This is a genomic window from Moritella sp. PE36, from assembly GCF_000170855.1.
GTDB lineage: Bacteria > Pseudomonadota > Gammaproteobacteria > Enterobacterales > Moritellaceae > Moritella.
In genome coordinates this window covers 24095-50160 of sequence record NZ_ABCQ01000034.1, presented here as the reverse complement: position 1 = coordinate 50160, position 26066 = coordinate 24095, and the positions used below count along the sequence as shown (strand labels likewise).

At 42.4% G+C, this 26066-nt stretch carries 20 protein-coding genes; 13 read left to right on the top strand and 7 right to left on the bottom strand.

Annotation, left to right across the window (positions count from 1 at the left end):
• Positions 1 to 130: 130 nt before the first annotated feature.
• Positions 131 to 1591, top strand: coding sequence for a NarK family nitrate/nitrite MFS transporter (locus PE36_RS16505; RefSeq protein WP_043994663.1), 1461 nt, complete (start codon positions 131 to 133; stop codon positions 1589 to 1591).
• An 89-nt stretch (positions 1592 to 1680) separates the two neighbouring features.
• On the opposite strand, the gene PE36_RS16500 is transcribed toward PE36_RS16505, so the two are convergent.
• Entirely contained in the window at positions 1681 to 2184 is a 504-nt protein-coding gene (locus tag PE36_RS16500) for a glycine cleavage system protein R (protein WP_006033189.1), read from the bottom strand.
• A gap of 241 nt (positions 2185 to 2425) precedes the next feature.
• Between PE36_RS16500 and PE36_RS16495 the strand changes: the two genes are divergently transcribed.
• The 7 genes from PE36_RS16495 to PE36_RS16465 all read left to right on the top strand — a co-directional run bounded on the left by PE36_RS16495 (position 2426) and on the right by PE36_RS16465 (position 12568).
• Positions 2426 to 4636, top strand: a complete 2211-nt coding sequence (locus PE36_RS16495) for an ABC transporter permease subunit (protein ID WP_006033188.1) — start codon at positions 2426 to 2428, stop codon at positions 4634 to 4636.
• A gap of 27 nt (positions 4637 to 4663) precedes the next feature.
• Positions 4664 to 6310, top strand: a complete 1647-nt coding sequence (pstA, locus tag PE36_RS16490) for a phosphate ABC transporter permease PstA (protein WP_043994662.1) — start codon at positions 4664 to 4666, stop codon at positions 6308 to 6310.
• An 8-nt stretch (positions 6311 to 6318) separates the two neighbouring features.
• Positions 6319 to 7137: a phosphate ABC transporter ATP-binding protein PstB gene (gene pstB, locus PE36_RS16485; RefSeq protein ID WP_006033186.1), complete on the top strand. Its 819-nt coding sequence runs from the start codon at positions 6319 to 6321 to the stop codon at positions 7135 to 7137.
• Positions 7138 to 7193: 56 nt separating this feature from the next.
• Positions 7194 to 7901 carry a phosphate signaling complex protein PhoU gene (gene phoU, locus PE36_RS16480; RefSeq protein WP_006033185.1) on the top strand — a complete coding sequence of 236 codons (708 nt, stop codon included), beginning with the start codon at positions 7194 to 7196 and terminating at the stop codon, positions 7899 to 7901.
• A 202-nt stretch (positions 7902 to 8103) separates the two neighbouring features.
• Positions 8104 to 9009: an alpha/beta hydrolase gene (locus PE36_RS16475; RefSeq protein ID WP_006033183.1), complete on the top strand. Its 906-nt coding sequence runs from the start codon at positions 8104 to 8106 to the stop codon at positions 9007 to 9009.
• 253 nt (positions 9010 to 9262) lie between these two features.
• The gene (aceB, locus tag PE36_RS16470; RefSeq protein WP_006033182.1) at positions 9263 to 10879 is read left to right on the top strand and encodes a malate synthase A; all 1617 of its coding nucleotides are present in this window, start codon (positions 9263 to 9265) and stop codon (positions 10877 to 10879) included.
• Between the two features lie 84 nt (positions 10880 to 10963).
• Positions 10964 to 12568: an isocitrate lyase gene (locus tag PE36_RS16465; RefSeq protein WP_006033181.1), complete on the top strand. Its 1605-nt coding sequence runs from the start codon at positions 10964 to 10966 to the stop codon at positions 12566 to 12568.
• Between the two features lie 222 nt (positions 12569 to 12790).
• Here the strand turns inward: PE36_RS16465 and PE36_RS16460 are convergent, their stop codons facing one another.
• The 3 genes from PE36_RS16460 to PE36_RS16450 all read right to left on the bottom strand — a co-directional run bounded on the left by PE36_RS16460 (position 12791) and on the right by PE36_RS16450 (position 16922).
• Positions 12791 to 13579: a slipin family protein gene (locus PE36_RS16460; protein WP_043994661.1), complete on the bottom strand. Its 789-nt coding sequence runs from the start codon at positions 13577 to 13579 to the stop codon at positions 12791 to 12793.
• Complete coding sequence (locus PE36_RS16455) at positions 13560 to 15086, bottom strand: nodulation protein NfeD (RefSeq protein ID WP_043994660.1); 1527 nt, start codon at positions 15084 to 15086, stop codon at positions 13560 to 13562. The genes PE36_RS16460 and PE36_RS16455 overlap by 20 nt, the downstream gene beginning before the upstream one ends.
• A 135-nt stretch (positions 15087 to 15221) precedes the next feature.
• On the bottom strand, positions 15222 to 16922 hold the full coding sequence (locus tag PE36_RS16450; RefSeq protein ID WP_006033178.1) for a methyl-accepting chemotaxis protein: 1701 nt from the start codon (positions 16920 to 16922) through the stop codon (positions 15222 to 15224).
• Positions 16923 to 17311: 389 nt separating this feature from the next.
• On the opposite strand from PE36_RS16450, the gene PE36_RS16445 reads away from it, so the two are divergent.
• Both PE36_RS16445 and metC read left to right on the top strand, forming a co-directional pair.
• Positions 17312 to 18676, top strand: coding sequence for a sodium:alanine symporter family protein (locus PE36_RS16445; protein WP_006033177.1), 1365 nt, complete (start codon positions 17312 to 17314; stop codon positions 18674 to 18676).
• A 202-nt stretch (positions 18677 to 18878) separates the two neighbouring features.
• Positions 18879 to 20066: a cystathionine beta-lyase gene (gene metC, locus PE36_RS16440; RefSeq protein ID WP_006033176.1), complete on the top strand. Its 1188-nt coding sequence runs from the start codon at positions 18879 to 18881 to the stop codon at positions 20064 to 20066.
• Between the two features lie 91 nt (positions 20067 to 20157).
• Here the strand turns inward: metC and cobD are convergent, their stop codons facing one another.
• The 3 genes from cobD to PE36_RS23800 all read right to left on the bottom strand — a co-directional run bounded on the left by cobD (position 20158) and on the right by PE36_RS23800 (position 22829).
• Positions 20158 to 21186, bottom strand: coding sequence for a threonine-phosphate decarboxylase CobD (cobD, locus tag PE36_RS16435; RefSeq protein WP_006033175.1), 1029 nt, complete (start codon positions 21184 to 21186; stop codon positions 20158 to 20160).
• Positions 21187 to 21288: 102 nt separating this feature from the next.
• Entirely contained in the window at positions 21289 to 22239 is a 951-nt protein-coding gene (gene cbiB / locus PE36_RS16430; protein ID WP_006033174.1) for an adenosylcobinamide-phosphate synthase CbiB, read from the bottom strand.
• Positions 22236 to 22829: a histidine phosphatase family protein gene (locus PE36_RS23800; protein WP_006033173.1), complete on the bottom strand. Its 594-nt coding sequence runs from the start codon at positions 22827 to 22829 to the stop codon at positions 22236 to 22238. The genes cbiB and PE36_RS23800 overlap by 4 nt, the downstream gene beginning before the upstream one ends.
• A gap of 396 nt (positions 22830 to 23225) precedes the next feature.
• Between PE36_RS23800 and PE36_RS16420 the strand changes: the two genes are divergently transcribed.
• The 3 genes from PE36_RS16420 to PE36_RS16410 all read left to right on the top strand — a co-directional run bounded on the left by PE36_RS16420 (position 23226) and on the right by PE36_RS16410 (position 26057).
• Positions 23226 to 23423 (top strand): CbtB domain-containing protein, encoded by a 198-nt coding sequence (locus PE36_RS16420; RefSeq protein ID WP_006033172.1) that lies wholly within the window; start codon positions 23226 to 23228, stop codon positions 23421 to 23423.
• 71 nt (positions 23424 to 23494) lie between these two features.
• Positions 23495 to 24226, top strand: a complete 732-nt coding sequence (locus PE36_RS16415) for a CbtA family protein (protein ID WP_006033171.1) — start codon at positions 23495 to 23497, stop codon at positions 24224 to 24226.
• Positions 24227 to 24287: 61 nt separating this feature from the next.
• A complete protein-coding gene (locus tag PE36_RS16410) occupies positions 24288 to 26057 on the top strand; it encodes an ATP-binding protein (RefSeq protein WP_006033170.1) in 1770 nt (589 codons plus the stop codon).
• Positions 26058 to 26066 lie beyond the last annotated feature (9 nt).

The following is a 26066-nucleotide window of genomic DNA, read 5'->3' as shown; positions in this document are numbered from 1 at the left end:
AACGTATGTTCGTAAGTGATTGATAATTAGTATTTTTATTGGGTTTCATTAAGTTGGCCTTAGTATTGCTTTGTTCTAGATAAGATAAAATTTTTTAAACTTTGTTTTATATATCTTAGAGGGATTTTTTATGGGACAGGAAAAATTTAACATATTGTCTTTTACAGGGAAGATGAAAACATTACATCTATCATGGATGGCTTTTTTTATTACGTTTGTGGTTTGGTTTAATGCTGCCCCCTTAATGCTGGCGATTAAAGATAGTATGGGGCTCACAACGGAAGAAGTGAAAACCTTACTTATTCTTAATGTGGCATTGACGATCCCAGCCCGGGTTATTATTGGCATGTTAACCGATAAATATGGGCCTCGGATTGTTTACTCTACGTTATTAGCGGTCTGTTCAATTCCATGCTTTATGTTTGCGTTGGCGACCACATTTGAACAATTGGCGATAGCGCGTTTCATGATGGGCTTGATTGGTGCTGGCTTTGTGGTCGGTATCCGTATTGTCAGCGAATGGTTTCCAGCGAATGAACTCGGTACTGCTGAAGGTATCTATGGTGGCTGGGGTAACTTTGGTTCCGCTGCTGCGGCATTCACATTACCAACAGTGGCATTATTGTTTGGTGGTGAAGATGGCTGGCGTTATGCGATTGCCATTACCGGTTTAATGAGTCTGCTATTCAGTGTGGTGTACTACTTTAATGTCACTGATACACCAAAAGGTGCGACTTATTTCCGTCCGAAAAAAGGCGGCGCAATGGAAGTCACCAGTAAAGGTGATTTCTATTTACTGCTGTTCATGAAGTTACCTATGTATCTCACGCTAGGTCTATTAGCGTGGAAATTATTACAGATTAGTATGTTCACTGAGACGACCACTAATGCGATTTATATTGGCTTAGCGGTACTGTATGTTTTTGATTGTTGGAAAACCTACCAGGTAAACAGCGATATTTTTGTTAACGATGTACCTGAGATAGAACGTTATAAGTTTAAACAAGTAGCGGTACTGAACGTATTATATTTTTCTACATTCGGTTCTGAGTTAGCGGTTATTTCTATGCTGCCATTATTCTTTGCGGAAACATTTGGATTAGGGATGGCGGAAGCGGGTATGGTCGCTGCGTCTTACGCCTTTATGAACCTTATGTCACGTCCAGGTGGCGGTTGGATCAGTGATCGCTTTGGTCGTAAGAAAACCTTATTGATTTTAACCGCTGGTTTAGCCGTTGGTTACTATGCAATGTCACAAATTACGGCTGCTTGGTCATTACCATTAGCTATCGCCACCGCCATGGCATGTTCATTCTTCGTGCAAGCCGGTGAAGGTGCGGTATTTGCTGCAGTACCTATGATTAAACGTCGCCTAACGGGACAGATCGCCGGTATGACAGGTGCTTATGGTAATGTCGGTGCGGTATTCTATTTAACGCTGTATTCAATCGTATCAACGCAAATGTTCTTTTACGCCATTGCGATCACTGCGGTCATTGGTTTTATGGCCTTATTCTTAATGGAAGAGCCAAAGGGTCATATTGCGGAAGTAGATGAAGACGGTAAGGTGACGTTAATTAATGTGTCATAAATAGCGTTAATAACAGTTATTGAAGTGCGGCGTCATTATCATGGTTTGGTAATGGCGCCGTATTGTTTGTGTGCCTATCTAACCATGACCTATGCTGTGGTCATTTCAGCAATCAAGGTAGGTGAAATTTTTGCTAGGTCAATATTAAACATCTCAAGATCTAAGCTATCAGGTAGTGCGAGCTTAAGTTTGGCATAAAATTGATTATTCTCCGATTGCCATAAGTCTTTGCAATGGGTAGTTATCGCTTTCAATTCAATATCATGTTGAGTCAGTACCTTAGATACTTCATTAATAATACCCGGACGATCGCTGTCTTGAATTATCAGGCAAGGAGATTGTTGCCAAATACTTTGATTTTTACCTTCAGCGAAATTAATAGTCAGGCCTGGGATCAGGCTTAATGCTTCGCATAAATCACGGTAATATTCATCTTCGACTGAAATTTGTAAAATGCCTGCAAATTGTCCTGCTAGCTCACTCATGTTACTTGCTAGCCAATTGCCCTTATGCTCGGCGACGACACGTGATAAATTGTTTATGAGACCTGATTTATCATCACCAATAAGCGTTACGATAAGTTGTTTAAGCATTACTAAGCCCTATGTAAGAAATTCCAGCTAAAACGTTTCGTGTTAGCTATTTTCATCACTCAATATGATGCGCCATACTATATGCAAAGAATATGCATAAATATAGTCTCGTCATCGAAATATCAGAACTTAGTCCAGCTAAATTAGAATTTATTTAATGTTGTTGAGTGATGTCATATAACTGTCATAAATATTACATATAATCGCGTTGTGATTAATTACAGCTAAAGACGAGGAAGAGATGGCTGAACAGTTTTCTTTAACGATTGCGGGCTCCCGCAAACGCTTACTTAAAGATAAACTCGCAGAATATGGCATTAAAATGGGTGGTGGTGTTGTACTGATGACACTGTTGCTAATATTTTTCTACCTTCTGTATGTGGTTTATCCGGTTTTTGAATCTGCGAAAGTAGAATCTAAAGCACAATACAGTCAGTCTTTTGCTGGTACTACTTATGCGTTAGCAATGGAAGAGCAAAATGAAATTGCTTACCGTTATAGTGAGTTAGGGATTAACTTCTTTAATACTTTAGATCCAAACGTTGAGTTAATGCAATATGCATTACCACAGTCGGCGATCTCATTTGGTCAAAGTGGACCAACATCGTCAGCCGTGGTATTCGGTTTTAATGATGGTAACGCATTAATTTTGGAAGCCGATTTTGATGTGACGTATCCTAACGATAAGCGTCTTATTACCCCACAAATTAAGTTTCCATTTGGCGAACAACCTATTGCAGTTGATAGCCAAGGGCAAGCATTACAACACATCGCGATTGAGGTTGAAGGTGAAGATGCGGCTATTGTCGCGGTGACTGCTGATAACCGCGGTGTATTAGTACGCTATGTGGCAGAAGAAAACTTCATGACGGAAGAGTTGGAATGGAGCAGCGAGATAATTGAACTGCCTTCAATGCCAAAGGATATTGAACAAGTATTGTTAACACCAAACTTCCGTTTTATCTTCATGCGCAGTGGTAACAAACTGTCTATCTATGATATTCGTGATACCGATGATATTTCGATTGTGGAAGTATTAGACATTAATGAAAAACAGCAAAACGTTACCCACGTTGCATTGTTAACTGGCGCTAGTTCATTACTGGTCGCGAATGATAACGGTGTAGTGAGTCAGTGGTTTGAAGTGGCGAAAGATGGCGAGCGTAAGTTTACTAAAATTCGTCAGTTTGATGCACAAGCCAGTGTCATCGATATTACCACGGAATATTCTCGTAAAGGTTTCATGACGGTTGGGGTGGATAATAGCCTTACCATTTTTCACGCCACAGGTGAAACCAAACTATTACACCAAGATCTTGGTATGGGGTCACTTAAGCATATTGCAATTTCTCCTCGTGCTAACGCTTTCTTAGTTGAATCAGAACAAGGTATTGGTTTTTACAAGTTAACCAATGAGCATCCAGAAGTGACATGGAGCGCGTTGTGGCAAGAAGTTTGGTATGAAGGCTATCCGGAACCCGATTACGTCTGGCAGTCAACATCAGCATCCGATGACTTTGAACCGAAACTAAGTTTAGTACCAATCACATTCGGTACCATTAAAGCGGCATTTTATGCGATGTTATTTGCGGTGCCAATCGCGGTAGCGGGCGCCATTTATACTGCTTACTTCATGAACTCGGGTCTGCGTAAAGTGATTAAACCTACGGTTGAAATCATGGAAGCATTACCCACTGTGATCCTGGGTTTCCTTGCTGGTCTATGGTTAGCCCCGTTTGTGGAAATGCATTTACCGGGGGTGATGATGATAGCCGTGCTCTTGCCATTTTCAACTGTGTTGGTGGCGGCCATTTGGCATTTCTTACCCCAAAAAATCATTAACCGTATCCCGCAAGGGGCGCATGTAATTATTTTAATACCTGTGCTACTGCTCGTCGGTTACTTCTCGGTATTAGCTAGCCCGCTTGTGGAAGACTTAGTCTTTGATGGTGATGCACGTGCTTACATCAATGATATCTTTGGCTTCGACCAACGTAACTCTTTAATTGTTGGTATTGCGATGGGGTTTGCGGTTATTCCGACTATTTTCTCAATTGCGGAAGATGCCATTTTCAGTGTACCAAAGCATTTAACCCAAGGTTCATTAGCGTTAGGTGCGACCAGCTGGCAGACGCTGATTAACGTCGTATTGTTAACCGCTAGTCCAGGTATTTTTTCCGCCGTGATGATGGGCTTAGGCCGTGCGGTTGGTGAAACCATGATTGTGTTAATGGCCACCGGTAATACCCCGGTAATGGACTTCAATATCTTCTCGGGTATGAGAACGCTAGCGGCTAATATTGCGGTAGAAATGCCAGAATCAGAAGTGGGTAGCTCGCACTACCGCGTCCTGTTTTTAGCCGCATTCGTCCTCTTTATTCTGACGTTTATATTCAACACGATTGCTGAATATGTAAGACAGCGTTTACGTGAAAAATACAGCGCGATTTAATCTAAGGCTTGTAACTAGGATATTAAAATGAAAAATTGGTTTCGCTCAGGATCGCCTTGGATATGGATGACAGGTGGTGCTGTAAGTATAAGTTTGATTGCCGTTCTTGGTTTGTTAATGTTGATCGCATGGCGTGGTCTCACTTACTTCTGGCCAAGTACGATACATGAATTTAATGTACAGCTTGAAGATGGCTCTAGTCGCATTGTTATTGGCGAGATCTATGATCGTGAAGTTGTGCCTATTCAACGTCTACTTGAAGCGGGTGTGAAGATCGACCCAACGTTAGAAACGGTAGAGCGTATCTTGGTGAAAACCGGTAACCGTGAATATGTTGATCTCGATTTCAGCTGGTTACTGGGACCGGCAATTACGCAACAATCAACACCCGCGGCGGTGGCGGTGTTTGAACGTTTCACTAACGGTAACTTTTATGGCTACCCTGTTGCTGTCGAAGAAGACGGGGTAACCAAAACGTTAACTTCTGCCGAGCAATTAGATGTCTTGATTGAGCGTGCGGTTGAACTAAACGACAAATCGCAAGGTTTACAGAAAGGTGAAATCAGTTCGGTTAACTACGAATTAGAACGCATTCGGTTAAAATTACGTAGCTACGAATTAAAAGATGAACTGACCAGTGAAATTGAAACGAAATACCAAAAGATTGCAGATACATTGCGTGCAAAATATCAAATTTATGAAGCGCAATTATTCAGTTATCGTGACCAAGCTAATCGTGATGCGGTGATTGTCAGAGACATGCGTGGTGTGGAAGTGCGCATTCCATTATCAAATGTTCTGGAAGTCACGTACCCGAATGACATGGGTATTGTGAGTAAAATCACCCACTGGTTTGGTAATATTGGTAGCTTTATTAGCAGTGATCCACGTGAAGCGAATACCGAAGGTGGTGTATTCCCCGCGATCTTTGGTACTATCTTCATGGTGATGTTGATGGCTGTTATCGTCACGCCATTAGGGGTGGTTGCGGCTATTTACTTACACGAATATGCCCCTAAAAATGGGCTAACGAAAATGATCCGTATTGCGGTGATTAACCTCGCTGGTGTACCATCAATCGTATACGGTGTATTTGGTTTAGGTTTCTTTGTTTACATGCTCGGTGGTTCAATTGATGATCTATTCTACCCTGAGTCATCACCATCACCGGTATTTGGTTCGCCTGGGGTATTATGGTCGGCATTAACACTGGCTATCTTAACGCTACCCGTAGTGATTGTATCAACGGAAGAAGGTTTATCCCGTATACCGACATCATTACGTCAAGGTTCGTTAGCACTGGGTGCCACAAAGTTTGAAACGTTATGGCGTATTATTATTCCAATGGCGAGCCCCGCTATTATGACGGGTCTGATTCTCGCTGTTGCGCGTGCCGCAGGTGAAGTTGCACCCTTGATGCTGGTGGGTGTGGTTAAATTAGCACCAACCTTACCGGTTGATATGAACTTCCCTTATATTCACGTTGAACGTAAGTTTATGCACTTAGGTTTCCATATTTATGATGTTGGTTTCCAAAGTCCAAACGTAGAAGCGGCTAGACCACTCGTTTATGCCACGTCGTTCTTGTTAGTCACGGTTATTATCGGACTCAACTTAACGGCCATTGCTGTGCGTAACCATTTACGTGAAAAATTTAAAAATCTAGAGCTATAGGAAAGAAAATGATTGATATGAGTTCAAATCTTACTGATGGAATAAGCCTAGATGTTGCTAACTTATCGGTAGAAGATACGGCATTAGAAATTAAAAATTTAGACTTATTTTATGGCGACAAACAGGCATTGTTTGATATCAGTATGAAAATACCGAAAAAACAAGTCACCGCGTTCATTGGCCCATCAGGTTGTGGTAAATCAACACTATTACGTTGTATTAACCGCATGAATGATTTAGTTGATATTTGTCATATTACAGGTGATATTAATTTACGGGGTAAAAATATTTACGACCGTGATGTTGATGTCGCGACACTGCGCCGTAACGTTGGTATGGTGTTCCAGCGTCCGAATCCCTTTCCTAAATCTATATATGAAAATGTGATTTATGGTTTACGCTTACAAGGCATCAAGGACAAACGTCATCTGGATGACGCAGCTGAATCTTCATTACGTGGTGCGGCGATCTGGGATGAAGTAAAAGACCGGTTACATGATAATGCCTTTGGGTTATCTGGTGGTCAGCAACAGCGTCTGGTGATTGCCCGTGCCATTGCTATTGAACCTGAAATCTTATTACTTGATGAACCAACATCAGCACTGGATCCGATTTCGACATTGGTGATTGAAGAGTTGATCACGGAACTGAAGAAAAAATTTACGGTTGTTATCGTCACCCATAATATGCAACAAGCGGCACGAGTATCAGATCATACGGCCTTCATGTATATGGGTAAATTGGTCGAATATTCAGATACCAATACCTTATTTACCACACCAGCTAAAAAGCAAACAGAAGATTATATTACGGGTAAATACGGTTAATTAAGATTTGCTTATATTTAATAAAGAATTAGCGTTATTAGTTTAAAGGATAACAAATGGATAATTTAACATTAGGCCGTCATATTTCCGGTCAATTTAATGCAGAATTAGAAAGCATCCGTAATCAAGTCATGGTGATGGGTGGTTTAGTTGAAGAACAGTTAAATTCAGCAATTGAAGTATTAACGTCACAAGATTTAGACATGGCGAACAAGATCATTGATACCGATAAAAGCGTCAACTCAATGGAAGTGGCTATTGATGAAGCTTGCACGCGTATTATTGCTAAGCGTCAACCTGCGGCAAGTGATTTACGTTTAGTGATGGCGATTATTAAAACCATTACTGATTTAGAGCGTATTGGTGACGTAGCCGATCGTATTGCCCGTACTGTCATTGAAAACCGTAACAAAAAATCACCACCACTGGTTAGCGTGGAAAATATGGGGCGTCATACCGTAAAAATGTTGCATGATGTACTGGATGCATTTGCCCGCATGGATGTGGATGCGGCATTTAAAGTGTATCAAGAAGATGCCAAAGTTGACCGTGAATACGAAAGTATCATTCGTGAATTGATGACGTATATGATGGAAGATCCACGTTCAATCCCACAAGTGCTGAATGTATTATGGTGTGTGCGTGCTCTCGAACGTGTTGGTGACCGTTGTCAGAATATTTCTGAATACATCATTTACTTTGTAAAAGGTAAAGATATTCGTCATATTAACCATGATGAAGTCAGAGACTTATTAGCAAAATAAGCGCGTTATATTGCGCATACTAGTTAGTGACTTAAGCCTTGTTTATCATTTGATAAGCAAGGCTTTTTTGTTTATTGTCGATCCTTAATGTTTGAGTTGGCATAAATAACATTTCAGCTTCATTTCGCTTTACAAGTCTAGTCAGCATGCGACTATATTCATCATTAACTTGATCTTGTATTTAACCGATAAGGATATAGTAATGCATTCTGTGCTGACGGCGAGTGATGGCCGCGAGATAAAATTATTTGCTTGGCTACCAGAGCAAGAGGTTCGTCACGTGATGGTACTAAGCCACGGCATGGCAGAGCATATACAACGCTATGAAACGTTTGCGTTAGCCTGTAATGCGGCGGGTATTGCGGTGTATGGTGCTAATCATCGTGGTCATGGTGCAGATGCGCCAGTATTAGGTCATTATGCCGATGATAACGGTTGGCAGAAAGTGATCAGTGATTTAGACCTTATCATTGATGAAATCGCTAAGCGTCATACTGTACCCTTAGTATTATTTGGTCACAGTATGGGCTCTTTTATTGCTCAGCAATATGCCATTTTACACGGTAATAAACTCAATGGTTTGATATTGAGTGGTTCTAATTACCAACCCCCGATCATGTATAAACTGGCTACCTTGGTCAGTAAAATTGAAAAAGTGCGTATTGGTGCTCGTTCGCCAAGTCGCTTTTTAGATTTTGTGTCATTTGGCGCGTTCAATCGTAAATTCAAACCGCCGCGCACAGCATCGGATTGGTTAAGTCGTGATCCTGAGCAAGTCGATAAGTACATTAATGATGATTATTGTGGCTTCCCCTGTAGTCCACAATTTTGGCTCGATTTCATGTCGGGTTTAATTACCATCAGTCAAAAATCAGAGATAGCTAAAATCCCCAATCAATTGCCGATTTATATTTTTAGTGGTGAGCAAGATCCGGTCGGTTTACAAGGTAAAGGTGTATTAGCATTAAAACAACATATTGTTAACAGTGGTTGTGAGCAAGTGCAATATAAGCTTTATCCCGGTGGTCGCCACGAGATGCTAAATGAATCCAATGCCAATGAGGTATTTAACGATGTAACGGATTGGGTTACATCAACAATTGTCTAATTAGCATGGGTGAAATTAGCTTCATTTGAAAGTGCGTTTTGCTTCAGTTTTAGTTGTTTTTTGCTAAAGCGAAACGATATAATTTGACACTGTGTCATCAGTGTGAAATTTGTTGCATTTATTGCTAAGTTGTTGCAATGTGTAGGTTGAGAGAGCAATTCGTACACATGTTTAAAACAATGGGACGTTATGCTTCCAGCGTTTAGATTGTGATGAATTGTGGTCAATACATATATTTCAACGGAGTGAAGCTATGACTGCCAATACCCAGTCTAATGAAACAGGTTCTCTGATTTTCCATGGGGAAATCAATCAAGAACAACAACAGATCCTAAATCCTGCAGCAGTTGCTTTGTTGACTGAGTTAGTAGAAAAGTTCGCTCCTCAAGTCGATGAGTTACTAAACCAACGTGTAAAAAAACAAGCACGTATGGATGCTGGTGAGCTTCCAGACTTCTTACCTGAAACTGCCCATATCCGTGAAGGCGATTGGAAAATTCAAGGTATCCCAGCAAAACTTCAAGACCGTCGCGTAGAAATTACTGGTCCAGTTGACCGTAAAATGGTGATTAATGCCTTAAACGCACGCGTTAAAGTATTCATGGCTGATTTTGAAGATTCATTCGCGCCAACATGGGCGGGTGTATTAGATGGTCAAGTAAACTTACGTGATGCTGTAAATGGCACGATTGAATATACCAACCCTGCGAACGGTAAACATTATACTTTAGATGAAGATCCTGCGACGCTTATTTGTCGTGTTCGTGGTATACACCTACCAGAAAAACACATTACCTTTAACGGTAAAATTGTACCGGGTTGTTTAGTTGATTTTGCACTGTTCTTCTCTAATAACTACGAAGCGCTATTAGCCAAAGGTGCCGGTCCTTATTTCTACATTCCTAAACTACAAAGTCATCATGAATCAAAATGGTGGAGTGAAGTATTTAGCTATGCAGAAGATAAAGTAAATCTAGATCGCGGTACGATCAAAGCAACACTATTGATTGAAACTATTCCTGCTGTATTCGAAATGGAAGAAATTCTATATAGCATGAAAGAGCACATTGTTGCCCTTAACTGTGGTCGTTGGGATTACATCTTTAGCTACATCAAAACATTACGTAAACACCCAGATCGCGTACTACCAGACCGCCACTCAGTAACCATGGATAAATCTTTCCTTAGCGCTTACTCACGTTTATTAATCAAAACATGTCATAAACGTGGTGCCCTTGCGATGGGCGGTATGGCTGCATTTATTCCAGCTAAAACAGCCGAAGCAAATGATAAAGTATTATCTAAAGTAACCGCAGATAAGACCCTAGAAGCAAAAAATGGTCATGACGGTACTTGGGTTGCTCACCCTGGCTTAGCTGATACTGCGATGGGTGTAATGAACGAATACATAGGTGCAGGTAATGCTAACCAAATTAACGTTTTACGTGAAGACGATGCACCGGTTACGGCTGCTGAATTACTTGAACCTTGTTCTGGTGAACGTACTGAAACGGGTATGCGTTTAAATATTCGTATCGGTGTACGTTACCTAGAAGCATGGATCTCGGGTAATGGTTGTGTGCCTATTTACGGTCTAATGGAAGATGCGGCAACCGCTGAGATATCTCGTGCGTCAATTTGGCAGTGGATCCAACACGGCAAAACATTGAGCAACGGTAAAGTTGTCACAAAAGAGTTATTCTGCCAATTATTACAAGAAGAACTTGTGGTCATTCGTGATGAAGAAATTGGCGTTGAAGCTTACGAGAAAGGTCGTTTTGCTGAAGCATCTAAACTGTTTGAAGAGCTAACGGTCAGCGACCATCTTGCTGAATTCTTAACGCTGCCTGGTTATGATTTCTTAGATTAGAAATTTTTGGGATAGGGCGAGGTTAGATTATCTCGTCATGTTCTTGTTGTATCAAGTATTAAAATAATTATTAAAGGAATAAAAATGTCTATATACAAAAGTGATATCGATGCAGTTGCAACGCTAAAAGCTGAACAAGGTTCTAAATGGGCCGCTATTAACCCTGAATATGCAGCGCGTATGCGTACTCAAAACCGTTTCAAAACAGGTCTTGAAGTGGCACAGTTTACAGCTGATATCATGCGTGCAGATATGGCTGAATACGACCAAGATTCTTCACAATATACGCAGTCTTTAGGTTGCTGGCATGGTTTCACTGCGCAACAAATGATGATGGCTGTTAAACGCCACGAAAAAACAACGAAGAAAAGCTACGTTTACCTTTCTGGTTGGATGGTTGCGGCACTGCGTTCTGAGTTCGGTCCTTTACCTGACCAATCAATGCACGAAAAAACGTCTGTACCGGCACTAATCGAAGAAATTTATACGTTCCTACGTCAAGCAGATGCACGTGAACTCGATATTTTATTCAACGAACTAGATGATGCCCGTAACAACGGCGGTGACGTAGTAGCAGCACAAGCCGCTATCGACAATCACGAAACACATGTAGTGCCAATCATTGCTGATATCGATGCCGGTTTTGGTAACGAAGAAGCAACGTACCTACTTGCTAAGAAAATGATTGAAGCCGGTGCATGTTGTATCCAAATTGAAAACCAAGTATCTGATGCTAAACAATGTGGTCACCAAGCGGGTAAAGTAACGGTTCCACACGAAGATTTCCTAGCGAAAATCAACGCGGTACGTTATGCATTCCTTGAATTGGGTATCGACAACGGTATTATCGTTGCACGTACTGACTCATTAGGCGCTGGCCTAACGCAAAAAGTACCTGTATCTCAAACGCCAGGTGACTTAGCATCGCAATACAATGCATTCCTAGAAACAACACCAGTTGAATCTGCAGCAGACGTTGCCGAAGGCGACATGATCATCAAGCTAAATGGTAAATTAGTTAAACCAACACGTTTAGCGTCTGGTCTGTATGCATTCCGTGAAGGCACAGAGATTGATCGTGTGGTACTTGATTGTATCGTTAGCTTACAAAACGGCGCTGATTTATTGTGGATTGAAACTGAAAAACCACACGTAGGTCAAATCGCTCACATGGTTAACGAAGTACGTAAAGTGGTTCCTGATGCGAAACTTGTTTATAATAACTCACCATCATTCAACTGGACGCTTAACTTCCGTCAACAAGAATACGCAGCATGGGTTGAAGCAGGTAAAGATGTATCAGCATACCCAGACCCAGCAACAGACCCACGTGGCCTGATGGATGAGAAGTTCGATACAACAGAACTTGCAATCGCAGCAGATAAGAAAGTACAAACATTCCAAGCTGATTCAGCACGTGAAGCAGGTATCTTCCATCACCTAATCACATTGCCGACTTACCATGAAACAGCACTGGGTACTGATATTCTTTCTGAAGGTTACTTCGGTGAACTTGGTATGCTTGCATATGTACGTGATATTCAACGTAAAGAAATCCGTCGTGAACAGGCATCTGTTAAGCACCAAAACCTAGCGGGTTCAGATATCGGTGATGCTCATAAAGGTTACTTCTCTGGTGATAACGCGCTTAAAGCTGGCGGCGAAGATAACACGATGAACCAGTTCTAATAATCGTTAGACACGCATTGTTTTAGATTCATCAGTTAATATGAAAAAACCAGCTTCGGCTGGTTTTTTGCGTTTTGTAGATTATATATAAATAGAGACCCCCTCCCAGCCTCCCCCTAAAGTTAAGGGGAGGAGCAAAAACAAAAGCTAGCTCCGCACTGCTCTTGTTCCCTCCCTTCTATTTTCTATAAAAAGTAGGGGAGGGTTAGGGAGGGGTCTATGTCATTCTTCATCTTTATTTTTCGATATTTTCCCCGGCATTAAATTGGCAAGTAATTCGGTTGGCATTGGAAATAAAATGGTCGAGTTTTTCTCGCTGGCGATCTCGGTTAACGTTTGCAGATAACGTAGTAGGATTGCATTTGGCTCTTCGGCTAGTTTCGCTGCGGCTTGTACCAATTTGTCGGAGGCTTCCATTTCCCCTGATGCATGAATGACTTTTGCCCGTCGTGTTCTCTCTGCTTCCGCCTGCCGTGCAATTGCTCTGATCATGGTTTCGTTTAAATCAACGTGCTTTATTTCTACGTTAGATACCTTGATCCCCCAGCCATCGGTGCGTGAATCTAAGATCTCTTGAATATCGACATTGAGCACCTCTCTGTTGGCTAACATTTCATCCAGCTCATGTTGACCTAATACCGAACGTAATGTGGTCTGTGCGAGTTGTGATGTCGCCTGCAGGAAGTTTTCGACATTGATAATGGCTTTTTGTGAATCAATGACTCGAAAATAAATTACCGCATTTACGCGCACAGAGACATTATCTCGACTGATCACATCCTGGCTCGGTACATCCATGACTACGGTACGTAAATCGACGCGTACCATTTGCTGAATGAGTGGTATCACGATGATCAAACCGGGTCCTTTTACTTTTTCAAAACGACCGAGAAAAAAGATAACCCCACGTTCGTACTCACGTAAGATCCGAAACATGCTGATGATTAACAGGAGTAATAAGAATATGATTGCTCCGGTAAATAACATGCCGCTACTGAGGATTGCTTGCATCATTAACCTCCAACTCTGTGATTGGCAATAGGATCAGGGTCAAGCCATCAATGCCATTGATTTGCACCACTTGTCCTGCGATCAATTGCTGTGGGCAATAAGCCGCCCAACGCTCACCATTTATATTAATATAACCTTGACCAATGAACCCTGTATCTATGGTGGCTTCAGCGCCAATTAATGCTTCTTTACCACTGACTACTTTGTTTTTGCGTATATCCCACAAATAGCCAAATATAAAGATAAAGAACAGCAATGAGACGACGGCAAGGGCGGCAATAAGTTGTATGGATACTTGAAATTGCGGTAGATCAGTATCAAATAAAAATATGGAACCTAGGGTAAAAGCAATGAGACCGCCGAGCCCAAAAATACCCACGCTCGGCGACATTGATTCTGCGATGAGCAATGCAATGCCCAGTAATAATAACGCCAGTCCGGCATAATCGAGCGGTAACAGTTGGAAGGCATAGAGTGCAATGAACAAGGAGATCGACCCTGTTACACCGGCGATACCAATTCCTGGGCTGTAGAATTCGAGTAAGATGCCGTATACCCCAATTAACATCAGTATATAAGCAATATTTGGGTCGGTGATAGTGCCGATAAAGTTGCTGCGCCAATTGGGTTTACGTAGCTCCAGTTGGACGTCGGTTAATGTCAGTAATCTTTGCTGTTGCTTGATGGTAACGAGTTGACCATCAAGTTTTTTTAATAGATGTTGTGGCGATTGTGCTAATAGATCAATGACGTTTTTATCTAATGCTTCAATGGCTGTGAGTGTTGCTGCCTCTGTCACCGCTAATTCTGCCCATTCGACATTACGGTTACGTAGTTGCGCTAAAGAACGGATATAAGCAACGGCATCATTAAGTACTTTCTTTTCCATGGCTGTTTTTTCAGCCTTTGGTGGAGAGTCTGATGGCGCGGGAGAGGGTTGCGGCTCGTTAGCATCAGGATCAGATTCATCTGGCTGGGTATTGGGTTTATTATCCGAGTTTGGTGCCGGTTGGTAAGGGTTAGCTGGTTTCTTGTCACCAGAGGGTAATGGATTACCAATACTGACTGGGGTTGCGGCTCCTAAAGTGGTGGTGGTCGCCATCGCTGCGATATGACAGGCATAGAGAATATAGGTACCAGCACTGGCGGCTCTTGCACCGGGAGGATGAACCAAACAGGCAATCGGAATATCTGAGTTTAAGATAGCTTGGTTAATATCTCGTAAGCTGGAGACTAACCCCCCCGGGGTGTCGATAGTAATGATGATTAACGGTGCGGTTGAAGTACTGTTGTTGCCTGCATCAGTACTGCTTTGCTGATTCGCACGGGTAATTTCGCTGGTAAGATAATGGCTAACTGCAGGGCCGATAGCACCTTTGATGGTTAATACGGGCACAGTAATAGCGACGTTGTCGGTGACGGGATCCGCAGGTTCAACTACGTTAGCATTTAACATACTGCTGTAAATCAATAGCATGCTTATCAGCAAGTAATACATAGGTAACATCTCACAATCATGTTACCTATTATTCTAGTTCATTAATACCGTGCCCGCGTCTTTGTGCATGGAAATTGTTCACGGTCTTTGTTCATGGTAATTGTTCATGGCAATCATCGCGGACAGATTAATATCATGCTTGTGCTACGAGAGCTTGAATTGGCTGAGCAGAGTTTCTAATTCTTCGCCAGCTGCGGATAAGTCAGTGGAAACTTGTGTTGTTTCATGACTTGATGCTAATAATTGGGTAACCACATCTCGAATGTTGATCATGTTACGGTTTATTTCATCGGTTACTGAACTTTGCTCTGTTGCGGCGGTGGCAATATGCGTTGTCATATCATTAATCACATCAACAGCATCGGTGACGGCTGACAAACTCCCGCTGATTTGGGTTGATGATTGCATCACGTGAACACTGGTTTCTTGGCTGGTTTTCATGGCACTAACCGCTTTCGCGACAAATTGATGTAAGCCATCAAGCATCACTTTAATTTCTAATGTGCTGTCTTGTGTCCGACTTGCTAAGCTGCGCACCTCATCAGCTACGACGGCAAAACCACGGCCTTGCTCGCCGGCTCTTGCCGCTTCAATCGCGGCATTCAGTGCTAATAGGTTAGTTTGTTCGGCAATCGCGCCAATCACTTGTAATACATGGTCAATTTTTTGTGATTGCTCATGAAGTGAATTCATATGGCCACTGGCCTGCTCAACTTCATCAACGAGGTTAGTGATCGCGGTATTTGATGTAGCAACATTATCTTGTGCTAATAAAGAATCTTGGGTTGCTAATTGGGTTGCGTCAGCGACCTGGGTGGCATTTTCAGCGACATCATTAGCCGTGGCATTCATTTGTGTAACAGCGGTAACGACTTGGTCAGTCTCATTATTATGAATGATGAGTTGCTCGGTGGTTTTTTGGGTTTGCTGGCTTAAACTACTCGCAGAGTCAGAGACATGATGGGTCACGTCAGCTACAGCACTGATAATGCGCTGTAATTTAGACGTGAAACGGTTAAATGCAGCGCCAAGCTGAGCTATTTCGTCACTGCCTTTAATATCTAAGCGACGCGTTAAATCACCCTCTCCGTCAGCAATATCATTGAGTGTGTGGAGCATCTCATTAATGGGTTTTGCAACGCGTTTGGCGATCCATAACATCAGTAAACTGGTGAGAATAACCAGTACAATCGCACTGCTAATAACGGATTGTATTTGAGTATAAAGTTGTTGCCATACTGACTCACTGAACGTCACTAAATCTTTTTCAATATCATCAATATAAACACCTGTGCCGATAAACCAATTGGTACCAGCAATGGGGGCAGAATAACTTAACTTGGGTTGTAATGTATCAGTACCAGGCTTAGGGTAAACATATTCAACAAAACCGCCACCGGACTGGCTGGCCTTGATTAATTCTTGGATCAGCATTACGCCATTTTTGTCTTGCAGTTCGAAGCGATTTTGACCGTGATTTTTTTCGTTGCTCGCATCGGCAATATTGTAACCTTTGCTGTCGTAAATAAAGAAATACCCGAGGTTGTTATCGCCATAACGAGCACGCTTAAGGAGATCGCGAACTGCAGCCAATGTTTGCTGTTGGGTTTTATTTTGAGCCGCTGCGTTGGTGATTTCTCGCTGTACTATGTTCTGGGTTATTTTTACCACGTTACTGAGTTGTGTCTGACGCTCTGAACGTAAAAGTGAATAATGATCACTGATCATGCTTGTTACTGCGTTAGCCTGTAAATTAGTGATTATTGCTAATGCCACTAACAATGCAATGACCATGGGAACTATCGCAATAAGTAGTAGTTTATTCTGCATTTTCAAGTTATTCATGAGCAACCTTATGATCCAGTAAAAATAACAATATGTCTTATTAGCTCATTTTTTTATCCATATTTATATATTCTTGTGTCTAAATTGTTAACTTAGTGTTTATTTTTTTTGGTTTCTTTGTTGTCGCTATCGATAGTGGATATAACAGGGTGTTATTTTTGTTGGCGCCTGTTCTGATGCGGCTTTAACGTGTGTTTTTATGATCTTATCAATGAAATTATGAGATTGTGATGGCGGGATATTTTCACGGAATATAATGTTTTGTTCTTTTATGTGAGCGATATTTGGTGCATGTTAATCGGTTGTAGGTATTATGTTTGTCTGTTTGTTGAATAAGTAACCCGATAATGTACGTGCGCATTATCATAAATCTAAGGGAAGGAATGTTGATGGAAGCTTTAACAAATTTTATTTCTGCGGTAAATAGCGTGGTATGGGGTGTTCCTATGCTAGTCATGATCCTCGGGGTTGGGTTATACCTATCTTTGGGACTGAGATTAATGCCTATTTTGAAATTAGGTACTGGTTTTAAGCTACTTTGGGCCGGACGTTCTGCTGGTGCTAAAAGCGAAGGTGAAATTACGCCGTTTAATGCGTTAATGACATCACTTTCTGCCACGATCGGTACCGGTAATATTGCCGGTGTCGCAACGGCGATCTTCTTAGGTGGTCCGGGTGCACTATTTTGGATGTGGTGTACTGCGTTAGTGGGCATGGCGACTAAGTTTGCTGAAGCTGTTTGTGCGGTTAAATACCGTGAAAAGGATGCTAATGGTAACTTCGTTGGCGGCCCGATGTACTACATCAAAAATGGTTTAGGCCGTAAGTGGGCTTGGCTAGGCACTGCGTTTGCTGTCTTTGGTTCTATCGCTGGTTTTGGTATTGGTAACACAGTACAGTCAAACTCGGTATCCGCTGCATTATCGAGCAGTTTTGGTATACCACCATTGGCTTCAGGTCTGGTGATGATGGTATTAGTGGGTCTGGTCTTAATGGGCGGCGTAAAGCGTATTGCTGATGTCGCTGGTAAATTAGTCCCGTTAATGGCGATCTTCTATATCGGCGCTGGTTGTGTGGTTCTATTCATGAATGCGAGCGAGATCCCAGCTGCATTTGCCTTAATCTTTGAAAGTGCATTTACGCCAGTTGCTGCCGAAGGTGGTTTTGCTGGTGCTGCGGTTTGGGCTGCTATTCGTTTCGGTGTCGCTCGTGGTGTGTTCTCGAATGAAGCCGGTTTAGGTAGTGCGCCTATTGCACATGCTGCTGCACAGACTAACGATCCGGTACAACAAGGCCTTATCGCGATGTTAGGTACCTTTATTGATACCCTTATCGTTTGTACTATTACTGGTTTGGCGATTATTGTTACTGGTGCTTGGACATCGGGCGACACGGGCGCGGCATTAACATCGGCTGCTTTCGCCAGCGCGTTGCCAGGTATGGGTAACTACATTGTTGCTATTGCCCTGTCGGTATTTGCGTTCACTACGATCCTTGGTTGGAGCTTCTACAGCGAAAAATGTGTGCAGTATCTATTTGGTGTGAAAGCGATTGTACCTTTCCGTATCTTGTGGATCATTGCCGTGCCAATCGGTGCGACAAGCTCCCTCAGCTTTGTGTGGTTACTGGCGGATACATTAAATGCGATGATGGCGCTGCCTAACTTGATCGCACTGGCACTGCTTAGCCCTGTGGTATTTAAGTTAACCAAAGAATACTTTGCCAAGCAAGGTGAGTCTGCTAAAGAATCGTAAGCAGTAACTTTCTCGTCTAGAGAGCCTCTGCTAACAAGTACGATAAAACCCCGGTTTGATTTTCTTTGGAAAATTGGCCCGGGGTTTTATTTTATCCAGCCACAACGAATATTATTCATTGCCTGCCACTCTATCTTTCGCTAATGTGTTTTTATAGATCACCATTTTATAAAAATACAAATGAGCAGGGAAAGACATTAATATGAGTTCAGATAAATTAGCCACACAACTTGTCTCGGCAGGACGTGATAAAAAATTCTCACACGGTGCAGTGAATCCTGTTGTGCAGCGAGCATCCTCAATTGTATTTGACTCAGTGAAAGCGAAAAAAGCGGCAACAGCAAAACGCGCTGACGGTGCACTATTTTACGGTCGTCGTGGCACTCAAACTCATTTCTCTCTGCAGCAAGCGATGACCGAGCTTGAAGGTGGCGAAGGTTGTGCGCTTTATCCTTGTGGCGCAGCTGCAGTGACCAATTCGATCTTGTCATTTGTAAGCGCGGGTGAGCATATCCTCATGACCGGTGCGGCCTATGAACCAACGCAAGATTTTTGTAATGTCATGTTAGCTAAAATGAACGTAGCGACGACCTATTATGATCCTATGCTAGGCGAGGGCATTGCAGCGTTAATGCAACCGAATACCAGCGTGGTATTTTTAGAATCACCAAGTTCGATCACGATGGAAATACAAGACATTCCTGCGATTGTAAAAGCGGTGCGCGCGGTAAATCCTGACGTGATCATCATGATCGATAATACCTGGGCTGCAGGGGTATTATTCAAAGCCCTTGAACATGATATTGATATTTCAATTCAAGCCGGTACTAAGTACATCATTGGCCATTCTGATTACATGTTAGGCACGGCAGTGGCGAATGAACGTTGCTGGGCACAATTACGTGAACAGTCATACCTAATGGGGCAAATGGTTGACGCTGATACTGCCTATATGGCGAGCCGTGGTTTACGCACTATGGGTATCCGTTTAAAGCAGCATGAACTGGCCAGTATTAAAGTCGCGAACTGGTTAAGCACACGACCAGAAGTTGAACGTGTTAATCACCCTGCATTACCAAGCTGTAAAGGTCATGAGTTCTATAAACGTGATTTTAAGGGTTGTAATGGTTTATTCTCATTTATCTTAAAAGACAAACTGAGCAATGAGCAATTAGCTAACTATTTAGATAACTTTGCCCATTTCAGTATGGCGTATTCATGGGGCGGTTATGAGTCATTAATCTTGGCTAACCAAGCTTCAGAACTAAACCGTATTCGTCCAGCAGGTGATGTTGATTTCACCGGTACCTTGGTACGTTTACATATCGGTTTGGAAGATGTTGAAGACCTGATTGCTGATTTAGATGCTGGTTTTTCTCGATTAAAATAACCAATACTGGTAAATATCCTGTTGTAAGCGCCATTATCACTTGCGGTTAATGGCGTTATATTCAAGTTAGTGGCGATGCTAATTATGTTGATTACTTAGCTAGTTGCTGCAATACCTTGGCCAATTTAACTAATCCATTCTGGTCTGGTATGCCAAACCGTAACGCATTCTGTTCATCACACAAGCGTACATAAACCCCTTGTTGACACAATAATATATATACCTCTGGCGCGTTGTCTAACCGTATGGTTTTAAATAACGCAGACCCTGCGACAGGACAATCAAACGTAGTCATCAACAATAGCTCTAGTGTGGCCGATAAAGCCGTGAGACTTAATAATTGCTGCTGTTGCCATTGTCTGTCCATTAACGCGATTTCGGTAATATATTGTGCGGGTCCATTGACTTCCCACGGACTAGATAATTTCTCCAATGCTTGCAACCACTGCGGATGTGCACTTAAAAAACCCAGGCGGATCCCGGCTAAACCAAAAAATTTACCCACAGAGCGCAATACCAATAGGTGCGGATTATCTGTGTGCGAGATAATAGATTGACTGGGCTCGACGACATCCATAAAGGCCTCGTCAAGGATCAACCATCCTTTTAGGGTTTGAATATTATCAAGTAATGCCAGTAGCGTATTACGGGTGAAAAGTTCTCCCGTCGGGTTATTGGGGTTGATCACCACGACAATACAGTTTGCTGTTAATTGCGCGCTAGTCGGTAGTTGAGTGTATTGCTGGATCGTAAAACCTTGTTCACGCCATGCTCTTTCATGTTCTTTATAACCGACTAGCGGTAACCACACTGTGCTAGTACCTGTGCTTTGTTCTGATATGAGTTGCTCAGCTACGTGTTGTTTAAATATGCTGGGTAGTTGCTTTATCACGGCTTGACTACCACTGGTCGCAACAATATTGTCAGTACCGTAATAGTGTTTGGCTGCAGTGATGAGTGACTGACTCGGTTGTGGTAGCTGCTGCCAAACAGACGTTGGAATGGACGGTATCGGATAGCTAGTTGGACTGATACCAGTGGAGAGATCTAACCACTCAGCAATGGGTCTGGCATATTGCAGTGCAACTTGTTGCAGTTGCCCGCCGTGTACTAATGTCATCTAAAAGTCCTTGTTTGCTCTTTTTTGACTATTGTTGATGAGTCAGTGTTTACTTGAATAAGCGCTTATTCATTATTTGAATCTAAGTTTAAATAAAATCGGTTATACAGCGGCAATCAAACTAACGAATAAACAGCTGATGATAAAAATAATTGCGGCATTGCGGACTAAATTTAGGCTGGGAACAATATCTGCAGTAGTAACCTGCGGACCTTGACCTAGGGTGACAGATTCAACAACTTTGCCATCATAAATACCTTGTCCACCCAATGATACATTCAATACGGTTGCACCGGTTGCCATTGCCCAACCACCATTTAAACTTTTATATTGTCGACCTTGGCGCAAGCCGTTGCGCAGCGCGTTGAACATGCTGGTATGGCGACACCATAAGGCCTGACTTGCATACAGTAAACTCGATACTTTCGCGGTTGGCCAGCCGAGTAAATCGTCCATCCGGGCTGCGCACCAGCCAAAATATAAAAACTGTGGATTTTTGTATCCCCACATAGCATCTAGAGTATTCACCAAGCGATGTAAGATCACTAAGGGCGCACCACCAATCGCAAACCAGACTAAAGAAGCAATGACTGCATCATGGCCATTTTCTAATACCGACTCTGTGGTCGCGCGCGCAATTTCTTGTTCGCTCAGATTGCTGGTATCACGGCTTACTATGTAAGAACAAAAATGCCGTGCTTGTTGAATATCATCATTCATTAAAGGCGCAGCTATCTGTTTGGCATGTTTAACCAGACTATTATAACCAATAGCAGAATAGACAATGACAGCGTCGAGGCACCAGAATAGCAGTGTATCTTGATGCAACCAAAAATATCCCAAGGGCAGGGGAAGGGTGAGTAAGGCCCAGCCACAGATGCCTACTAATCTGGCTTGCCAAGGTTTATTGTGTTTGTTGTTTAACAAGCATTCTAACTTTTTGGTGATATTACCAAAGCCTACCAAGGGGTGATAACGACGTGGCTCACCCAGTAATATATCAAGTATAAATGCGGCGATAAGGATCACGCTGACGGTTATATAATCATTCATGCTTGCAGTGTACCGCTAATAGAAAAAGACTGCTTAAGATGATCAAAAGCGGTGGTGGACACACAGCAATTCGCATATAACGGCAATTCATCATTGGCAGAGGCTTGATTAACCTGCGCTAAGAAACAGCGTAAAATATCACCGTGGGTCATGACTAAAATGGTTTGTTGTGGATAGGTTTCGGCAATTTCAATCAATGCATTTTTGAAACGCAGGGCACAAGCTTCGCCTGTTTCACCATTTGGCGGTGCATCAGCGGTTACTTGCAAAAATATATTATTGTAATCGGAATGTGTACTGACGTCAGTAATGAGTGAGCCTTGCCAGTCACCAAAGTGTCGTTCGATGAGTGCTGGATGTTGCTGTAGTGGCAGACTAAGCGTTTGATTAATTATATTGGCGGTCATCTCTGCCCGTGGCAGTGGCGAACTGATAATACGATCTATGGCTGGTGTTGCTAATAGCACGGCGAGTTGCTGGGCTTGCAATAGACCGGCTTCGGTCAGCGGACTATCTAACTGACCTTGGAGTTTTTGTAGCTTATTCCATTGGGTTTCACCATGACGGGCGAGAAAAAATAACGTTTTCATGATTAATAGGTTACATATTGCGAGATATAATAAGTCATGATTTTATCATGATAGTGAAACGCTGAACAATCGTTAGGTTCGGGTTTGGAGTTTTGAATTGGATGGCATTTTAATTTAAGTTTTTAAATTGGCATTTTACTTCCCCGTTGGTGTTTAATGCTTTAAACGTTGATTATCTTGTTGATAGTGGATGAGTTTATATCGTTAGCCAGCGTGGCGACTGGCTTGCTTGTTAGCGACTATAATAGTATTATTTTGCCGCTATAAAGGATGATATAAGTGTCGTATTTACGATCAGGTTGATCATGGTAGTAAAGTACTTTTGAGCCCTTTTTAAACATTATCTACATTAGATCTTTATTCATCATCAGCACAATGACGTGCCTAGGGTTTTTTATGCCAACATCAGTGACGACAAATCAAGCAATAAATTCTACTCAAACAACGCCTTTAACACGCTCTGAATCATTACAGCATGCTGCTATATTTGCATTTGGTGCGTTAATCATTTTTGCTGTTGGCTTTGCACCGATGCAAATAGTACATAACGCTGCGCACGATACGCGTCATTCAATTTCATTCCCTTGTCATTAATTTAATTATTCAGTGTTGCTATTGAAGGTTGTTATTGATTATTTAGTGATGAATTTATTGGAGCGTGTTTGATGTTTTTTCGTCGTATTATGTTTAGTGCCGTGATGATCGGTATACTTACTGGCATATTATTGAGTGCAATCCAAGTCATTGGTGTTACTCCGATCCTGTTAGATGCCGAAGTATATGAAGTGGCTGGTGAGCCGGCTCAAATAATGCCGGCACATATGGATGCCGAATCACATCACAGTGATGAAGCGTGGGGACCCGAAGATGGTGTTGAGCGTGTTGGTTATACTGTGTTGGCGAATGTATTAGCAGCCATTGGTTTTGCGTGTATGTTGTTAGTTGTCATGAGTCAGTTTGAATCTCGTGGTTTGGTTAAACTGACTAAGTTGCAGGGTATACTCTGGGGATTAGCGGGGTACTTTATCTTTTTTGTGGTGCCAGGTGTCGGTTTACCACCAGAGGTACCGGGTTCTTCTGCCGACTTACTTGAGCATCGTCAATCTTGGTGGTTGTTGGCCGTTTGCGGCGCAGCAATTAGCTTGGTTACGTTTGTATTCGCCCCAGTTAAATTCAAATTATTCGGTTTACTTAGTCTGGCATTGCCCTTCGTTGTCGGTGCGCCACACTTTGATGGACCACTGTTTTCGAATCCTGATGCCAATGCTGTCATGGCGCTGACTGAATTACATCAGCAGTTTATTGTGGCGACGACGGTCAGTAATTTTATTTTCTGGATAGCCCTCGGGATATCTTGTGCGTGGATGCTGAAAAGTTCGTTGCACGCTAGATTATAATAAATAATAAATAATAAATAATAAATAATAAATAATAAATAATAAAGGTTAAATATTGCTGATGTCCCGAGTTAACTTTCCATTTACGGCCGTATCGGGTCAGTCACTGTTTAAGACTGCACTGATCCTGGCGGCGATTAATCCTGGTATTGGCGGGGTATTGGTGAATGGCCCACGCGGCACGGCTAAATCTACGTTAGCCCGCGGTTTTGCAGACATATTACCGAATGAATTACAAAACTTTGTGACCTTACCTCTATCTGCGACAGAAGAGATGCTAGTGGGCACGCTGGATTTACAATTGGTATTGAGCGAGCAAAAAGTTAATTTCAAACCGGGTATTCTGGCCAAGGCTCATCAGGGCATTGTGTATGTTGATGAAGTTAATTTATTGGCAGATTCACTGGTGGATCTATTATTAGATGTATCGGCCAGTGGTATCAATTATATTGAGCGTGATGGGATCAGTCATCAACACGAATCCCGCTTTATATTATTAGGTACAATGAACCCTGAAGAAGGCGAATTACGTGCTCAGCTATTAGACAGATTCGGCTTATCTGTTGAGTTATCAGCGCAATATAGCATTAACGAACGGGTTGAAATTGTCTGCTTACGTGAAGCGTTCGATCAAGACCCTAGCGCATTTATAGCGAAATACGCAGACCAACAGCAGCAGTTACAGCAAGATATAACTAACGCGCAGGCCTTACTTGGGCAAGTGAGTTGTCCGCTGGCATTACGTCAGTTTATTGCCCAACGTTGCCATGATGCGAATGTTGACGGTTTACGTGCTGATATCGTTTGGTTTAAAACCGCGCTTGCCCATGCAGCTTGGCAAGGTCATAGCGAGGTGACGAAAGCGGATATCCTCGCGGTTGAAGAATTGGTGTTAAACCATCGCCGCAATGCGGGTTCATCACAATCACCACCGCCAGTAGAAAATAATCAACACCAGCCGCCATCATCGACATCACCATTTTCTCGACCAGAGTCGACATACCCACAAACGTCACAATTTTCGCCGCCATCGACTTCAGCAGAACCGTCTTCATCAGAGCAAGCTGATTCAAATATGCAGCAACAAAGCGACAGTAGCGAATGGGGAAGTATGCCTGCGGTTTCTCAGCCTATAACCAATATTCAGGCCGTAGAGCTACCGATTAAACAACAAGACGCTAAAAAAAAACTAATCGATAAACTTGCCTTAGCATCAAAAAATAATCAAGGTGCGGTGTTAGGTGGGCAAAAATCTAGCAAGAACACCACCGCTTCTCCCGATTGGTTTGCTACTTTGGTTGCGTCATTAGGACGTTGGCCGCCTGCGGGTTTACGCTTTAAAAAAGCCAAAACCGGCCAGCCAATATTACATGTTATTTTATTGGATACCTCGGGTTCGACATTAAAAAAGCTACAATTATCGCGTGCCAAAGCTGCCATCATGCATATTGCTGAGCAGGCTTATAAACAACGTGAGTTGTTGTGTATTTTTGGTTTTGGTAACGATGTGATTGAAGCGGTTATGCCAAAGCAAAAAGCACCAAAATATATTCAGCATCTGCTTGATAGTATTACCGCTGGCGGTGGCACCCCAATCCGGGAAATGTTAACGCAAATACGTGCCTATCAAGCTAACTGCCAAAAACAACAAGGCGGGTTAGCGTTTCGCAATTATTTACTGACTGATGGGCGTATTAGCCAAGATGTGGATGATCTTAAATTAACGGGTCATACCGTGTTGATAGATACTGAAGACAGTGCCATTAAACGTGGCCGTGGAGCTGAAATTGCCCAGCAGCTCGATTGTGAATATTTAGTACTACCGACTTAAATCTATTTG

Bases quoted from the DNA above. Each gene is read 5' to 3' on its own strand.
- PE36_RS16505 (WP_043994663.1), top strand. From the start codon at position 131: ATGGGACAGGAAAAATTTAACATATTGTCTTTTACAGGGAAGATGAAA.
- PE36_RS16495 (WP_006033188.1), top strand. From the start codon at position 2,426: ATGGCTGAACAGTTTTCTTTAACGATTGCGGGCTCCCGCAAACGCTTA.
- PE36_RS16445 (WP_006033177.1), top strand. From the start codon at position 17,312: ATGGAAGCTTTAACAAATTTTATTTCTGCGGTAAATAGCGTGGTATGG.
- pstA (WP_043994662.1), top strand. From the start codon at position 4,664: ATGAAAAATTGGTTTCGCTCAGGATCGCCTTGGATATGGATGACAGGT.
- PE36_RS16455 (WP_043994660.1), bottom strand. From the start codon at position 15,086: ATGTTACCTATGTATTACTTGCTGATAAGCATGCTATTGATTTACAGC.
- PE36_RS16500 (WP_006033189.1), bottom strand. From the start codon at position 2,184: ATGCTTAAACAACTTATCGTAACGCTTATTGGTGATGATAAATCAGGT.
- pstB (WP_006033186.1), top strand. From the start codon at position 6,319: ATGATTGATATGAGTTCAAATCTTACTGATGGAATAAGCCTAGATGTT.
- PE36_RS16450 (WP_006033178.1), bottom strand. From the start codon at position 16,922: ATGAATAACTTGAAAATGCAGAATAAACTACTACTTATTGCGATAGTT.
- metC (WP_006033176.1), top strand. From the start codon at position 18,879: ATGAGTTCAGATAAATTAGCCACACAACTTGTCTCGGCAGGACGTGAT.
- PE36_RS16420 (WP_006033172.1), top strand. From the start codon at position 23,226: ATGCCAACATCAGTGACGACAAATCAAGCAATAAATTCTACTCAAACA.
- aceB (WP_006033182.1), top strand. From the start codon at position 9,263: ATGACTGCCAATACCCAGTCTAATGAAACAGGTTCTCTGATTTTCCAT.
- PE36_RS23800 (WP_006033173.1), bottom strand. From the start codon at position 22,829: ATGAAAACGTTATTTTTTCTCGCCCGTCATGGTGAAACCCAATGGAAT.
- PE36_RS16460 (WP_043994661.1), bottom strand. From the start codon at position 13,579: ATGCAAGCAATCCTCAGTAGCGGCATGTTATTTACCGGAGCAATCATA.
- cbiB (WP_006033174.1), bottom strand. From the start codon at position 22,239: ATGAATGATTATATAACCGTCAGCGTGATCCTTATCGCCGCATTTATA.
- PE36_RS16415 (WP_006033171.1), top strand. From the start codon at position 23,495: ATGTTTTTTCGTCGTATTATGTTTAGTGCCGTGATGATCGGTATACTT.
- cobD (WP_006033175.1), bottom strand. From the start codon at position 21,186: ATGACATTAGTACACGGCGGGCAACTGCAACAAGTTGCACTGCAATAT.
- PE36_RS16465 (WP_006033181.1), top strand. From the start codon at position 10,964: ATGTCTATATACAAAAGTGATATCGATGCAGTTGCAACGCTAAAAGCT.
- PE36_RS16410 (WP_006033170.1), top strand. From the start codon at position 24,288: ATGTCCCGAGTTAACTTTCCATTTACGGCCGTATCGGGTCAGTCACTG.
- phoU (WP_006033185.1), top strand. From the start codon at position 7,194: ATGGATAATTTAACATTAGGCCGTCATATTTCCGGTCAATTTAATGCA.
- PE36_RS16475 (WP_006033183.1), top strand. From the start codon at position 8,104: ATGCATTCTGTGCTGACGGCGAGTGATGGCCGCGAGATAAAATTATTT.